The following is a 14,209-nucleotide window of genomic DNA, read 5'->3' on the forward strand; positions in this document are numbered from 1 at the left end:
AATAATGACCGTATTCAAGCCAATTGAAACCTACTCTGACGACTACACCTACAGCAACTCGCGCGAGGCCGTGACCCGCCTGCCCTTCCCGTACCCGGAAGATCAGTACATGTATTCGATGAACGTCGAACCCCATGTACCTTTTGGCGAAGGCGCACTGCGTGCGCAGTTCGATATCGACGAGCATTACATCTCCGAGTGCCACCACCGCGCCCATATCCTCGATACTCAGCCAGGCGTGCATTACCTGGCCCTGCCGCACATGATGGAAGCCCAGTGGGACTTGCTGGAATTGCTGATGGAGTCGTACTCGCGCGACTTCCCTGAGCACTTCACCTTGAACAAAAACGGCAGCCAATGGCACTGGATCAACCGCCCGCTGCAGATCGATCAGACCTTCACCTTCGGTGACACCAGCACCCTGCCGATGGAGCCGATGGAATACATCACCCGTCAGGCTCAGGGTGAGTTCATCCTGCTTGAAGAGCGTGACGAAACCCTCTACATGGGCGCCGGCATGGCCACTCAGCGTGCCGACTACTCCCTGCGTTTCAACCTTGGCATGAGCTTCATGGAGTTCCATGGTCCGGTGCCCAAGCTTGAAGAAATGGGCATCCTCAGCCGTGCGCTGAAGTTCCTCCTGCGCCTGCGTCCAGGCCACCCAGTGCGCCGTACCAACTGGTCGATCACCGTCAACCCGCGCCTCGAAACTTCGGCTGAAACGCTGCCGGACTGGGCACCGGACCGCACTATCGTCACCCCGGAAAACGCCGGTGAGCTGGTCAACCTGCGCATCGAGTTGCAACCCCTGCACCGTATGCCGCGTAGCAACGCCGTATTATTCCCGGTGCGCACTTACCTAGTCAGCCTCAAAGAGCTGGCCGAGTACGCGCCACAGTGGGCCAAGCGCATGCACCGCGTGATCCGTGATTTGGATCAGGAGCTGGTGGACTACAAGGGCTTTACCCGCTACCGCGATGCAATGGTCGCCTGGCTGTCGCAATACGATGACGGCACGCCGGTCGACGAAAGCAAACAATAAATTTACCCCCCTTGAGCGCGCCCTATTGGCGCGCTTTTTCTTCCCTATGTTTGCCAAAAATTAGGACCCACCCATGAAAACAATACGCAACCTACTGCCAGAGAGTTGGGCTCTGGTGTTCTCCGCCGCAGGCTCTGCCTACGGCGTAGGTTTACTCGGTCTGTGGGCGCTGCCATTTTTGATCAGCGCCATCATCAACGACCTCAAGCTGAACGAGGTCGAAGCAGGCCTGCTGATGTCCGCCGAGTTTGGTTTCACCATGCTCGCCTCGTTGCTGATCGCGCCCTTCATGGGCCGTGCACCGCGGCGCACCCTAGCGCTGCTGGGCACCTTGCTGGCCATCGTAGCCAACCTGATCAGCGCCAACATTGACCACATTTATACGCTGGCGGCAGTGCGCTGCATCGCCGGTATCGGTGCCGGCCTGGCCCTGGCCTGCGGCAATGCCAGCGTCTCCAGCGCCAAGCAACCCGATCGCATTGCCGGGCACATGAACGTGCTCTCGGTAGTGCTGATGATCGTGGTGATGCTCGGCTACGCCAAAGTCATGGCCTTGTACGGGCTGTCCGGTCTCTACTACGCCATGGCCGCCACTATGGCGGTGATGCTGCTGGCCATTCCGGCCATGCAACAACGCAGCACAAGCATCGCGCCAAGCCCGCTGTCGCCCACCGCCAAGAGCGGTTCGGGCAATATCCTGCTGAGCTTGCCGGCCATCTGCATGATGCTCGCCATGTTTGTGTTCCAGGCGCGCGACACCATGGGCTGGGCCTTTGTCGAGCGTATCGGGACCATGGTTGGCTACAGCGGCGCCGAGTTGGGCATGCTGCTGTCGCTGCAGTCGGTGGTCGGCCTGATTGGCCCGCTGCTGGCCGCGATCATCGGCAAGCGCTTTGGCCTGAGCACCCCGGTGATTCTGGCCATCCTGCTCAGCGGTGGGACCAGCCTGGCCTACGTACTGGGCGAACACTCCAAGTTCCTCTACACCGCCGGGGTGATGACCATCTGCGTGACCTACTTCTACGCCTTGAGTTACCTCACCGGGCTCGCCGCCGCGCTGGACCGCGAAGGTCGTGTCGTAGCAGCCGCCAGTGGTTTCCTCAGCCTGGGTCTGGCCGTGGGTCCGGCGATTTCCGGTGGCCTGATCTCCATGGGTGGTTTCACCCTGGCAGCGTGGGGCATTGGTGTGACGGTGGTGCTGACCTTGCTGCTGGTCATCGTGCCGCTGGCGAGCATTCGTCGCGAGCACTCCACAGCCAGCCCTGTGCTGCCTGAGGCCGCTGCCGCCTAAACCGCAGAGGGCTGCGCTGCAGCCTTAGCGCGTTTAATAGACACCTTCTGGGCGCATACCATGCAGCATCAGAAGGTGTCATTAACCCACCCTATCCCACTGTCCCATTGGTTGATCAGCAATAGTCTGACGCTAAGTCGACAAAAGCACTCTGATCAAACTTAAGTTGGCACGCTTTTTTCTTATTAAATCCCACTATGGCGTTTTGACTTGGAAACAGGTTAAAGCCCATGGGCACAATGCACCAGCAATGAGCAACAGACGTTATCAGCGTCTTTTAATGGAGCGAGTAAGAGCCAAAAGCTTATTACTCGTGGTGTCATTAGCAAATAGGGATATTAACCATGCCCACTACTCAGTTACGCCAACAGCACTTAATCCTGTTCGCCGCTCATTTATCTCCCGCCTCTACAGCAGCGCTACTGCTAGTGCCTAACAATCATGCCCCCGGACATAGCGCGAGCGGCTAACTCGCTCTAGCGCAGCACCTACAGCACAACCCCAAGCAGATGCGCAGTCACTGCTGAGGCCTGATCGCGTGCTTATAAGTCATGTGCCAATAAATCCATCGGCGTATTCAATAGCCGTGGCCGAGTGCGCGCTAAATATTCCTAACACTAACTTCTTGTTATTTGCCCAGTGCATATTCCCTTACGCAGGAAGGATCATTCGCAATGAATAACGCACTGCTAAAAAGTGCTCTACCCAGTTATTTAACTGAGCCATTAGCGCCTGCTCAATCCAATACCCGCCTGACTAAGGGCAGGTATAAAGTCAGCCCTTTAACGGTTGCGACCCTGAGCCTCTGGCAGATACTTGGCTTAATCAGTGTTTCTATCTTGCTGCATGTTTGCCTCTGGTATTTTTTCCATAGCCGCGAAGCGCTGCCAGTGCCAACACCGGCGCAAATTCCCGAGATCAGCGTTGAGTTATCGAGCGCGCAACCGCTACCTACGCCGCCCGAGCCCCAGCCCGTCACTTCCGCACCAGCAGAACCGATCCTGGCGCCGCCCATTGAAGATGAAAACGCCTTAAAACCGCCGCCACCCAAGCTCGTTAAACTCAAACCTGTGGCGCCAGCCAAACCCCGGGGAAAACCCAAACCGGCCAAACCCGTCGCGCCGCTCAAATCGCCTGCAGCACCAGCACCAGCGCCGGCACCTGCTGCAGCAGCGCCACAAGCATCAGCAGCCAGCGCGCCTGCGCCAGCCAGCACGGCATCGGCGGGCAGCGCCAACGTTAAAGAAACCGCCGCGATTTCAGGTTTAGCCAGCCTCGGCAATCCACCACCGGACTACCCGCCTCTGGCGCTGCGCCGAAACTGGGAGGGCCGGGTCGTGTTGCGCATCCAAGTGCTTAGCAACGGGCGCGCCGGCAGCGTCGAGGTCAGCCGCTCCAGTGGCAAGCCGCAGCTCGATCAAGCGGCGGTCGAGGCAGTGAAAAACTGGAAATTCATTCCCGCCAAACGGGGTGACACCGCCATTGATGGCTTCGCCACCCAAACCATTGATTTTAAGTTGCCGCAATAACTGTGGCCGCTACTACTTGCCTGCGAGAGGTGTTGTCATGAACGAGTCAATGTCATCCCTAATTGTCCCGGCTGTACTGTGGGCCTTGGTGCTGTTTTCGGTGGTGAGCTGGGCCTTGCTGTTAATCAAGTCCAGCCAATATCTGCAACGCAAACGTCAAGATAAGCGGTTTAGCCAAGCGTTCTGGAATGCCTCTGATCTGCTGAGCGCGGCCGAACATGCCCATCAATACCCTGGTGCATTGGCGCGCATCGCAAGCAGTGGTTTCGAGGCCATTCACGTGACCGAAGCGCCGCGCACCACCCACCAGCTGGCCAGCACGATTAATCGGGCAGATCGTCTCGAACGTAATCTGCGCCAGCAAATTCAAAAAGAACGCCGTGCACTAGAAAGTGGTTTGGCGGTGCTGGCCAGCATCGGCAGCACCGCGCCCTTTATCGGCCTGTTTGGCACGGTCTGGGGGATCATGGAAGCCCTGCAAAGCATTGGTGCCAGTGGCTCGGCCAGTCTTGAAACCGTCGCCGGGCCGATTGGTCACGCCCTGATCGCGACCGGGGTCGGGATTGCCGTCGCCGTACCGGCGGTGCTGATCTACAACTTTTTCCTGCGCAGGCAAAAGCTGGCCTTGGCCAACATGGACGACTTCGCCCATGACTTCGATGCGCTGGCGCAGCGCAGTGCGTTCAACATCACCCGCCAACCGATCAGCGCCAGCAGCACTGCGGCCGTAAGGGAGGCTAGCTAATGTCATTCTCCACTCAAGACAGCGATGAAGTGCTTAGCGAAATGAATGTCACGCCGCTGGTCGACGTGATGTTGGTGTTATTGGTGGTATTCATCGTCACCGCCCCGCTGATGACCAATGCGATCAAGGTCAACCTGCCGAAAACGGACGCCGTGGCCCCGGCCGAGAAGAAAGATCCGCTGGTGGTTAGCGTGGATCAGGACGGCAAGTTCTATCTGGCGAAAAACCAGCTTGAACCAGAGTTATTGGAAGCCAGCCTCAAGCAAGCCAAGGCCGCAGACAGCGAAGTGCGGGTACAGCTGCAGGCCGACACTGCCGTCAACTATGGGCAAGTAGCCAAAGCCATGGCGGCTATCGAGCGCTCCGGCATCACCAAGATTGCGGTGATGACCAGCCGTTAAACAAAGCGCCAGGCAAAGACGCTTAACCACTCGTTAGCGACCCTATTGCCCTCCATAGGAGGGCATTGGCCAAGTTTTATTCACCCATGCCTTAACGCATCTGCAGCGCCAAGGCATGGCCGTTGTTCTTAGCAACAGCACCGCTCCACTCGGACCAAGGAAGGCCCACAAGGCCATGTAGCTCAATGTCTTGATAACTCTGGAGTCACTTTGATGATCAGTCGCTCAGTTATTACACGCCAAGCCCTTGTGTGCAGGCTGCCAAAGGGCAGCGCCGTTGCACGGTTGATCCACACACCGCTGTACCTGATGGCCATGACGCTGGGTACGGCAACGGTTAACGCCGCAGAAACGGATCCGGACAGTAGCGCCGCTGAAGTGGTGCCGAACACCGTCTTGCAACGAGTTGAAGTCACCGGTTCCGCCATTCGCCGGGTGGATGCCGAAACCGCAGTGCCTATCACCATTCTGCGTGCCGATGAGTTACGTAAGCAGGGCGTTAATACCACCGCAGAAATTGTCCAGCGCATAACCGGCAGCCAGTCCCTAACCAACAGTGCCAGCTCTGTTGGCCAGTTGACCGGGGGAGCGTCTTTCGCCGACATGCGCGGTATAGGCTCGAACAAAACCCTCGTTCTGCTCAATGGACGGCGCCTGGCCAACAACGCCATCAGTAGCACGAGCGTGGACCTGAATATGATTCCGTTTGCCGCTATTGATCGAGTTGAAGTACTGCGCGATGGAGCTTCAGCGCTGTACGGCACCGACGCCATTGGCGGAGTAATCAATTTCATCACTAAGAAAACTATGACTGACGGTCAACTCACACTAGGGGGTGAATCCCCCACCCACAGTGGTGGTGGGGCCAGCAAGGAACTCAATGCCAACTGGGGATTGGGTGATCTTGAGGAGGATCGCTTCAACTTATTGGGAGTTTTTAACTACAACAAACAGCAAAACCTGGACGCCAATGATCGTAAATTCGCGCAAAACTACGTGCCTGCTCGCGGCATAGACCAGACCTCAGGCACCTCATTTCCCAGTAACTATTCTCAAGGTGACAACGCCTCCAACCCATTGGCCGCCAGCAACTGTAACGGGCCAAACCTGGTCGCCAGTCAAGGCCTGTGCCGGTTCAATACCCGCGAATATATCGACCTAATCCCCCAGACTGAAAAGACTTCGTTCTTTGGTAAAGCCACAGCCAAGCTGGCTGACCAACACAACGTCAACCTCGAGTATTTCTGGGCCCGTAATAACAATGCCACCACCCTGGGGCCTGCCACACTAACCGGCTTGAGTCTGGACTCATCTTCGCCCTACTACCCCGGCAATGGCGTCACGCCAGCACCGACTAACTTTAGCCTTGACCCCAGCCAACCTGTCGACCTCAATTGGCGCGAAACTGCCGCAGGCCCCCGGGAACTTAAGGATCAGAACACCAGCCAGCGCTTTATCCTGAGCTTTGATGGACTGGTGGCGGGTTGGGACTACAACGTCGGCGCCTCATACAACCAAAACAAAGTGGTGTCCTCACTGAGCAACGGCTTTGTCAGTGACACCGCTATGCGGGACGGTTTATCCAGTGGTCTACTCAATCCCTTTGGGGCGCAGACCGCTGCCGGGCAGTCCTTTATCGATGCTGCGGCCTACCGTGGCCCCTACAGCACAGCGGTTGGCCGGGTTAGCGGCGTTGATGGTCGGGTCAGTCGAGAAATAGGCGACTGGTTTGGTGCAGGGCCAACTGGCCTGGCTTTAGGCGGTGAGTACCGTAAAGAGCAGTTCCATCAAAACCTTGAAGCATTCGCTGGTGATATTCAAAGCGTGGGGGTGGACCCAACGGGCAGTGTCGACGGAGAGCGTAATGTCAAAGCGGCCTACGCCGAGCTTAATGTGCCAGTACTAGACAGCCTGGAGCTTTCGGCTGCAGTGCGTTACGACAAGTACAGTGACTTCGGTAATACCACCAACCCCAAGTACTCGTTCCGCTACCAACCCATCAAAGAGTTAGTGATACGTGGTGCTTACAGTGAGGGTTTCCGTGCCCCCTCGCTGTATGAACTATATGCCCCAAGCAGCATCACGTTTACCCAAGGCACCTTCAACGATCCGGTTCTCTGCCCAGGTGGGGTTGCCCAGGCAGGTGCAAGCGCTGGGCGCGATTGTAATCAACAGTTTCTTCGGCAGATCGGTGGCAATACTGACCTAGCGCCTGAAACGGCACGAAACGTGACGCTTGGTTTTGTCTACCAGCCAATCACCAATCTGTCAGTGGGTCTGGATTTTTGGTGGATCCATATTGCCAACCAAATTAGCGCCTTCCCTGACACTACCGTCTTCGCTGAGCCAAACCTGTACGCAGAGCGCTTTATACGAAACCCCGATGGCAGCTTGAATTACATATCTACCCTCAACGCCAATATGGGTAATGTCAAAACTAACGGCATTGATGCCTCGCTGGACTACCGCTTCCCCAATACGCCCTATGGCCAGTTCGCGCTTACTTTGCAAGGAACCCTGGTCAATCGTTATGACTACCAGAGCACGATCAAAGGGCCTTACACCGATAATGTCGGCGACTTCAGAGATGCTGGCATGATCGCGCGCTGGAAGCACAACCTCACCGGCAGCTGGACCTTAGGCGCGGCCAGGGCCTCGTTAAGCAATCGGTTTACCACCGGCTATAACGACTACGACCCCAGCACCAATAGCCGGGTCGCGTCTTATATGCTGTGGGATGCGGCGGCGGGCTACACCTTCGCCGAGGTATTGGATATTGATGCCGGGATCAAAAACCTGTTCGACCGCGACCCACCCTTCTCCAATCAAGCCTACAACTTCCAGGCAGGCTATGACCCCCGCTACACCGACCCGCTAGGGCGCACCTTGTTCACCCGTATGACCTACCACTTCTAAGCCCGCATTGGGCAGCCGAAGCGTCTAGCCTGCGCCAAAGCGATTGCGCAGGCTAATCGCTAAGCGTTATGTTCGCGGTGACTTTTACTCCTTTCTTGCTTTATCACCGAGACCAAGAGGAAAGCGCAGCTATGCCCATCAGCACCCGCCCCCTGCTGCACCTGTGCTTTTGCCTATGCCTCGGACTGATTGCTGCAGCGCAGGCCGTTGCCGCACCAGGCACTTATGCACTGACGGTGTATGGCGAGGCGCCTAAGTATCCGGCAGATTTTAAGCACTTTGATTTTGTTAACCCGGCGGCCCCCAAGGGCGGTTCCCTGAGCCGGGCCTCGATGGAAATCGGCCAATTCAACTACATCCTCCCCTATCTTGACCAAGGCACCGGCGTCGCGCAGGTGGATCAATGGCTGTACTCGCCCTTGGCTTTTCGCTCACTGGATGAGCCCTACACGGTTTATGGCCTGATTGCCCAGACCATGGAACGTGACCCGAACGGCCTCTGGGTACGCTTCCATCTGAACCCCGCAGCCCGCTTTGCCGACGACACACCGATTACTGCCGACGATGTCGCCTTCACCTACAACACCCTGATGAGCAAAGGCAGCCTGAGTTTTCGCATGCTCTATGGCGATGTGAAAGAGGTCCTGGTAGAGAATCCACAGCAAATTCTTTTTACCTTCAAAACCAACCAAAACCGCACCCTGGCCCTGGATTTGGCCAGCATGCGCATCCTCCCGCAGCACTGGTGGCAAACCCGCAACTTCGCCAATGGCGGTGGCTTTGAAGCGCCGCTGGGCAGTGGTCCCTATAGCGTTGCGCAGGTCGTGCCGGGGCGCAGCATCACCTTTGCGCGCAACCCCAATTGGTGGGCGAAGGACCTACCGGTGAGCAAGGGGCTGTACAACTTCGACCGTCTGACGGTGAATTTTTACATTGATATCGACGTTACTCGCGAGTTGCTCAAGGCCGCTGCGTTTGATTACAACCGCGAATTCTCCGCCACCGGTTTCACTATCGGCTATGAAAGTCCGGCTCTGAGTGACGGGCGCCTGCAACGCGCGGTGTTGGCCAAGCATAAACCGGGGGCGGCGCAAGGCTTTGCCTTCAACTTGCAAAATCCATTTTTTCAAGACCGCCGGGTGCGCCAGGCCATCAGCCTGCTGTGGGACTTTGAATGGACCAACAAGCAGATGATGCGCAATTTCTATGTGCGCCTGCAGAGCTACTTCCCTAAAAGCACCATGGCCGCTACCGAGTTGCCCGATGCCCGCGAGCTGGAGATCCTCGAACCTTTGCGCGGCCAAGTGCCTGAGGAGGTATTCACCCAGGTTTACCAAGCCCCCAAAACCGATGGCAGCGGCAATATCCGCGACAAACAACTACAGGCCCTGGCGCTGCTTAAACAGGCCGGCTGGACGCCTAAAGACAACAAACTGGTGAATGCCCAAGGCGAGCAACTGAGTTTTACCTTCCTCGACGGCCAAGGTGGTTTTGACCGGATGCTTCTGCCGTTCATGCGTAATCTGGCGCAGATCGGCATCAAGATGGAGCTGCGCAAAATAGACGCCGCGCAGTACATCAACCGTTTCAACAGCCGTGACTACGACATGATCGCCGCGCAGTTTCCCCGCAGCGGCCAACCTATCGTCTCGCCCGGTCGCGAGATGTATGACATGTATGGTTCGCGCAGTGCCACCCAGCCCGGTTCCTCCAATAGCATGGTGCTGCGCGACCCCGCCGTCGACCTCTTGCTCGACGGCCTGGTGCAGGCCAACAGCCGTGATGAGATGGTGCACTACGCCCGCGCCCTCGATCGGGTGCTGCTGTGGGGCTACTACATGATCCCCAACTACTACTCGATAGGTACGCCTACGGTGTACCAAAACCGTTTCGGCCGCCCGGCTAAAGAGCCCCTGTATGACGAAGGGCTGGACAGTTGGTGGGAAGTGAGCAAAACCGCGCAGCCCGCTGCACCGTCCACCCAGGAGGGCCAATGACATGCTGCACTACATCAGCCGGCGCCTACTGCTCATCATCCCCACCCTCCTGTGCATCTTGGTGGTCAATTTTCTTATCGTGCAGGCAGCCCCCGGCGGCCCGGTAGAGCAAGCCATCGCGCGCTTGCAGGGCTTTAGTGGCGCGGCAATGGGTGGCGGCGGTGGCGACATGGCGGCCCACAGCAGCGGCAGCAGTCGCGGTAGCCGTGGACTGGACCCGGCGCTCATTGAAGAAATAACTAAGCACTATGGTTTCGACAAACCCATGCATGAGCGCTTGTGGCTGATGCTGAAGAACTACGCCCAGCTGGATTTCGGCGATAGTTTTTTCCGCGGCGCGGCGGTCACTGATCTGATCCTGGAAAAGTTACCGGTATCGCTGTCACTGGGCTTCTGGGCGACGCTGATCACCTACCTGATCTCCATACCACTGGGCATCCGCAAGGCGATTCACAACGGCAGCGCATTTGATCTATGGACCAGTACGGCCATTGTGATCGGCTATGCGCTGCCGGCCTTTCTGTTGGCCATCTTGTTGATCGTGGTGTTCGCCGGTGGCAGTTATCTCAGCTGGTTCCCGGTGCAGGGCCTGCTTTCGGACAACTTCAACGAACTGAGTTTGTTCGCCAAGATCATCGATTACCTCTGGCACTTGGTGCTGCCGGTCAGCGCGTTGGTCGCCGGTGGCTTTGCCACACTGACCATCCTCACCAAAAACAGCTTCCTTAACGAAATCAGCCGGCAGTATGTGGTCACGGCCCGCGCCAAGGGTCTTACTGAGCAACGGGTGCTCTACGGACACGTGCTGCGTAACGCCATGCTGCTGGTGGTGGCAGGGATTCCGCAGGCACTGATCGAAGTATTCTTCGCCGGTTCGTTGTTGATCGAGACCATTTTCAACCTCGATGGCATCGGCCGCATGAGCTACGAAGCGGCCGTGCAGCGGGACTACCCCGTGGTGTTCGGCACCCTGTTTCTGTTCACCCTGTTCGGCCTGCTGATCAAGCTGATCGGTGACATTGGCTACACCCTGCTTGACCCCCGGATTGATTTCACGGCAAGGACTGCCTGATGCTCACACTATCGCCACTCAACCAGCGCCGCCTCGCCCGTTTTAAAGGCCATCGCCGGGGGCTCATATCACTGTGGGTGTTTGCGGCCCTGTGCGTGATCTGCCTCTGTGGTGAGTTGATCGCCAACGACAAACCACTGCTGGTCCACTATCACGACAGTTGGTATTTCCCATCGTTAGTCGATTATGACGAAACCGAATTTGGCGGACAGCTGCCCTTCCAGCCAGATTACCGCAGCACCTATGTACGCGAGCTAATCGAAGGGCAAGGCGGCTGGATGCTGTTTGCGCCGATCCCGTTCAGTGCCGATACGATCAATTATGACCTCACCCAGCCATCACCCAGCCCGCCATCAAGGCAGAACTGGCTAGGTACCGATGAGCAGGCCCGCGACGTGTTGGCCCGGGTTATTTTCGGCATACGCATTTCACTCTTGTTCGCCCTACTGCTGACGGCCATCAGTGCTTTGATTGGGATTACTGCCGGTGCGCTGCAGGGCTACTATGGCGGCTGGATCGACTTGCTCGGTCAGCGCATGCAGGAAATCTGGACTGGCCTGCCGGTGCTGTATTTGCTGATCATTCTGTCGGGTTTTGTTGCGCCGAGTTTTTGGTGGCTGCTGGGCATCATGGCGCTGTTCAGTTGGCTGGCGCTGGTCGATGTGGTGCGCGCGGAGTTCCTTCGCGGACGCAACCTGGAATACGTCAAGGCGGCGCGCGCACTGGGCTTGAGCGACGGTGAGCTGATGCGCAGGCACATCCTGCCCAACGCCATGACCTCAACCCTGACCTTCCTGCCGTTCATTTTGACCGGGGCGATCACCACTCTCACCGCCCTCGACTTTTTAGGCTTTGGTCTGCCGCCGGGCACGGCGTCCATAGGTGAGCTGATCGGTCAGGCCAAACGCAACCTGCAAGCACCCTGGCTGGCCCTGACCGCGTTCTGCACCCTGGCGCTGGTGTTGTCGCTGCTGGTGTTTATCGGCGAGGCCTGCCGCGATGCATTCGATCCCCAAGGTTGACCCAGGAGCACGCCGATGAACGACGTATTAGTGGAGATTCGCGACCTGCGCGTCAGTTTTGCCGATAAGCCGGTGCTGCGCGGGATCAATCTGGATATCCGCCGTGGCGAGTGCCTGGCCTTGGTGGGTGAATCGGGCTCAGGAAAATCGGTAACGGCCCATTCAATCCTGCGCCTGCTGCCGGGCCAGAATGTGCAGACGCAAGGCAGCATCCACTACGCCGGCCTCGATCTGGTCAGCGCCAGCGCCAGCCAGCTGCGCAGCCTGCGCGGCAACCGCATCGCGATGATCTTTCAAGAGCCGATGACCTCGCTCAACCCGCTGCACAGCGTGGAGAAGCAAATCAGCGAAGTGCTGATCACCCACAAGGGCCTGAAAAAACGCGAGGCCCGCGAACGCACTCTGGAATTGCTCGATCTGGTCGGCATTCGCAACCCGCAGCAACGCCTTGCGGCTTACCCGCACCAGCTCTCCGGCGGCCAGCGGCAGCGGGTCATGATTGCCATGGCGCTGGCTAACGAGCCGGAGTTACTCATCGCCGATGAGCCCACCACGGCGCTGGACGTGACCGTGCAGAAACAGATCCTCGAATTGCTGATTAAGCTGCAACAGCGCCTGAATATGTCGCTGCTGCTGATCAGTCACGACCTCAACCTGGTGCGAAAAATCGCTCAGCAGGTGTGTGTGATGCGCGACGGTGAGATCGTCGAGCAAGCCAGCTGCACCGATCTGTTTAGTCAGCCGCAACACCCCTATAGCCGGATGTTGATCGACGCCGAACCCAGCGGTGCGCCGGTGGGCGTCACAACCCAAACTAATTTGCTGGAGGTCAATGACCTTAAAGTCTGGTTTGCCCTGCCCAAGCCCCTGTTGCGCCGCGAGCGCTCCTATATCAAGGCGGTGGATGGCGTCAGTCTCAACCTGCACAAAGGCAAGACGCTAGGCATCGTGGGCGAGTCGGGCTCAGGCAAGTCCACGCTGGGCCAAGCCATCCTGCGCCTACTGCCCTCTGACGGCAGCATTCGCTTTGCCAACAAAGAGCTGAGCATCCTCAGCCAACAATTGATGCGCCCTTTGCGGCGGCAGATGCAGGTGGTGTTTCAAGACCCCTTTGGCAGCCTGAGTCCACGTATGTCGGTGGCGCAGATCATCGCTGAAGGCCTGCTTACCCATGGCATCGGCAACGCCGCGGAGCAGGAAGCGGCAGTGATTCGGGTGTTAGGTGAAGTAGGTCTGGACCCACAGATTCGCCATCGCTACCCCCACGAGTTTTCCGGCGGGCAACGCCAGCGTATCTCCATCGCCCGCGCCTTGGTGTTGGAGCCAGCCTTGATTTTGCTCGATGAACCCACCTCCGCGCTTGACCGCACGGTGCAGAAGCAAATCATCGAGTTACTGCGAGAATTGCAGGCCAGGCGCGGCCTGAGCTACCTGTTTATCAGCCACGATTTGGCCGTGGTGCACGCCCTGGCCCACGACCTGATGGTGATCAAGGACGGCAAAGTGGTCGAACACGGCCCCGCCGGGCAGATCTTTGCCGCCCCACAACATCCCTACACCCGCGAGCTGTTACAGGCCTCCCACTTATCATCCCCCAGCCTTTAACTGATATGCCCGGCAGTCATAGCGCGGGCGCCTGGCTTGCGGCTGTTCGGGCCTAGGCCATAGCAAGCGCGCGGAGCGTCTTACCGGCATAGCGCGCATCGGTGGATTGACTAAAAGGCCTGGCAGGTTTACGTTAACGTAAAGGTTAAGCAAGAGTCTGTTATGTCAGCGCCCACCTACTCCATTTCCGAACTGGCCCGCGAGCTGGATATCACCACCCGCGCCATTCGCTTCTACGAAGAGCAGCACATGCTCAGCCCTGAGCGACGTGGTCAGGAGCGCATCTACAGCGCCAAAGACAAAGTCACCCTCAAGCTGATTCTGCGCGGCAAGCGCATTGGTTTTTCCCTGGCCGAATGCAAAGAGCTGATCGAGTTGTACGACCCCGTACACGGCAACCAAAAACAGCTCGACACCTTTATGGCCAAAATCGCCGAACGCCGTGCGCAGTTGCAACAACAACTGCTGGATATCGAGCAAATGCAGCTGGAACTGGATACCGCCGAGGAACGCTGCCTAGCGGCCCTGGCTGAAATCAAAAAACGCTAACGCTACTCCCCTCTCCAACAACAATTACTGCAGGTGGAAT

The 14,209-nt window shown here is 57.8% G+C and carries 11 protein-coding genes; all 11 read left to right on the forward strand.

What is annotated here, in order from left to right; all coding sequences use genetic code 11:
• Positions 1–4 precede the first annotated feature (4 nt).
• The 11 genes from NTD81_RS08545 (at position 5) to NTD81_RS08595 (ending at position 14,169) form a co-directional block, all read left to right on the forward strand.
• Positions 5–1,042, forward strand: a complete 1,038-nt coding sequence (locus NTD81_RS08545; protein WP_262181610.1) for a heme-dependent oxidative N-demethylase family protein — start codon at positions 5–7, stop codon at positions 1,040–1,042.
• Between the two features lie 73 nt (positions 1,043–1,115).
• The gene (locus NTD81_RS08550; protein WP_262181614.1) at positions 1,116–2,333 is read left to right on the forward strand and encodes an MFS transporter; all 1,218 of its coding nucleotides are present in this window, start codon (positions 1,116–1,118) and stop codon (positions 2,331–2,333) included.
• 674 nt (positions 2,334–3,007) lie between these two features.
• Positions 3,008–3,862 (forward strand): energy transducer TonB, encoded by an 855-nt coding sequence (locus tag NTD81_RS08555; protein ID WP_262181616.1) that lies wholly within the window; start codon positions 3,008–3,010, stop codon positions 3,860–3,862.
• 37 nt (positions 3,863–3,899) lie between these two features.
• Positions 3,900–4,607, forward strand: coding sequence for a MotA/TolQ/ExbB proton channel family protein (locus NTD81_RS08560; protein WP_262181618.1), 708 nt, complete (start codon positions 3,900–3,902; stop codon positions 4,605–4,607).
• Positions 4,607–5,008 (forward strand): ExbD/TolR family protein, encoded by a 402-nt coding sequence (locus NTD81_RS08565; protein ID WP_262181621.1) that lies wholly within the window; start codon positions 4,607–4,609, stop codon positions 5,006–5,008. Before NTD81_RS08560 ends, NTD81_RS08565 begins: the two co-directional genes overlap by 1 nt.
• Positions 5,009–5,317: 309 nt before the next feature.
• Complete coding sequence (locus NTD81_RS08570; RefSeq protein WP_410017138.1) at positions 5,318–7,924, forward strand: TonB-dependent receptor; 2,607 nt, start codon at positions 5,318–5,320, stop codon at positions 7,922–7,924.
• 131 nt (positions 7,925–8,055) lie between these two features.
• Positions 8,056–9,921, forward strand: coding sequence for an extracellular solute-binding protein (locus tag NTD81_RS08575; RefSeq protein WP_262181623.1), 1,866 nt, complete (start codon positions 8,056–8,058; stop codon positions 9,919–9,921).
• Between the two features lies 1 nt (position 9,922).
• Positions 9,923–10,993: a microcin C ABC transporter permease YejB gene (locus NTD81_RS08580; protein WP_262181625.1), complete on the forward strand. Its 1,071-nt coding sequence runs from the start codon at positions 9,923–9,925 to the stop codon at positions 10,991–10,993.
• Complete coding sequence (locus tag NTD81_RS08585; RefSeq protein WP_262181627.1) at positions 10,993–12,015, forward strand: ABC transporter permease; 1,023 nt, start codon at positions 10,993–10,995, stop codon at positions 12,013–12,015. Before NTD81_RS08580 ends, NTD81_RS08585 begins: the two co-directional genes overlap by 1 nt.
• Before the next feature lie 15 nt (positions 12,016–12,030).
• Complete coding sequence (locus NTD81_RS08590; RefSeq protein WP_262181630.1) at positions 12,031–13,620, forward strand: ABC transporter ATP-binding protein; 1,590 nt, start codon at positions 12,031–12,033, stop codon at positions 13,618–13,620.
• A gap of 162 nt (positions 13,621–13,782) precedes the next feature.
• Complete coding sequence (locus tag NTD81_RS08595; RefSeq protein WP_262181633.1) at positions 13,783–14,169, forward strand: MerR family transcriptional regulator; 387 nt, start codon at positions 13,783–13,785, stop codon at positions 14,167–14,169.
• The last annotated feature ends 40 nt before the right edge of the window (positions 14,170–14,209 follow it).

This window comes from Pseudomonas sp. 5P_3.1_Bac2, from assembly GCF_025465995.1.
In the GTDB taxonomy this organism is placed as follows: domain Bacteria; phylum Pseudomonadota; class Gammaproteobacteria; order Pseudomonadales; family Pseudomonadaceae; genus Aquipseudomonas.

Excerpts from the sequence above, each read along its gene's own strand:
- NTD81_RS08595 (WP_262181633.1), top strand. The coding sequence starts at position 13,783 with ATGTCAGCGCCCACCTACTCCATTTCCGAACTGGCCCGCGAGCTGGAT.
- NTD81_RS08545 (WP_262181610.1), top strand. The coding sequence starts at position 5 with ATGACCGTATTCAAGCCAATTGAAACCTACTCTGACGACTACACCTAC.
- NTD81_RS08585 (WP_262181627.1), top strand. The coding sequence starts at position 10,993 with ATGCTCACACTATCGCCACTCAACCAGCGCCGCCTCGCCCGTTTTAAA.
- NTD81_RS08560 (WP_262181618.1), top strand. The coding sequence starts at position 3,900 with ATGAACGAGTCAATGTCATCCCTAATTGTCCCGGCTGTACTGTGGGCC.
- NTD81_RS08580 (WP_262181625.1), top strand. The coding sequence starts at position 9,923 with ATGCTGCACTACATCAGCCGGCGCCTACTGCTCATCATCCCCACCCTC.
- NTD81_RS08555 (WP_262181616.1), top strand. The coding sequence starts at position 3,008 with ATGAATAACGCACTGCTAAAAAGTGCTCTACCCAGTTATTTAACTGAG.
- NTD81_RS08575 (WP_262181623.1), top strand. The coding sequence starts at position 8,056 with ATGCCCATCAGCACCCGCCCCCTGCTGCACCTGTGCTTTTGCCTATGC.
- NTD81_RS08550 (WP_262181614.1), top strand. The coding sequence starts at position 1,116 with ATGAAAACAATACGCAACCTACTGCCAGAGAGTTGGGCTCTGGTGTTC.
- NTD81_RS08565 (WP_262181621.1), top strand. The coding sequence starts at position 4,607 with ATGTCATTCTCCACTCAAGACAGCGATGAAGTGCTTAGCGAAATGAAT.
- NTD81_RS08570 (WP_410017138.1), top strand. The coding sequence starts at position 5,318 with ATGGCCATGACGCTGGGTACGGCAACGGTTAACGCCGCAGAAACGGAT.
- NTD81_RS08590 (WP_262181630.1), top strand. The coding sequence starts at position 12,031 with ATGAACGACGTATTAGTGGAGATTCGCGACCTGCGCGTCAGTTTTGCC.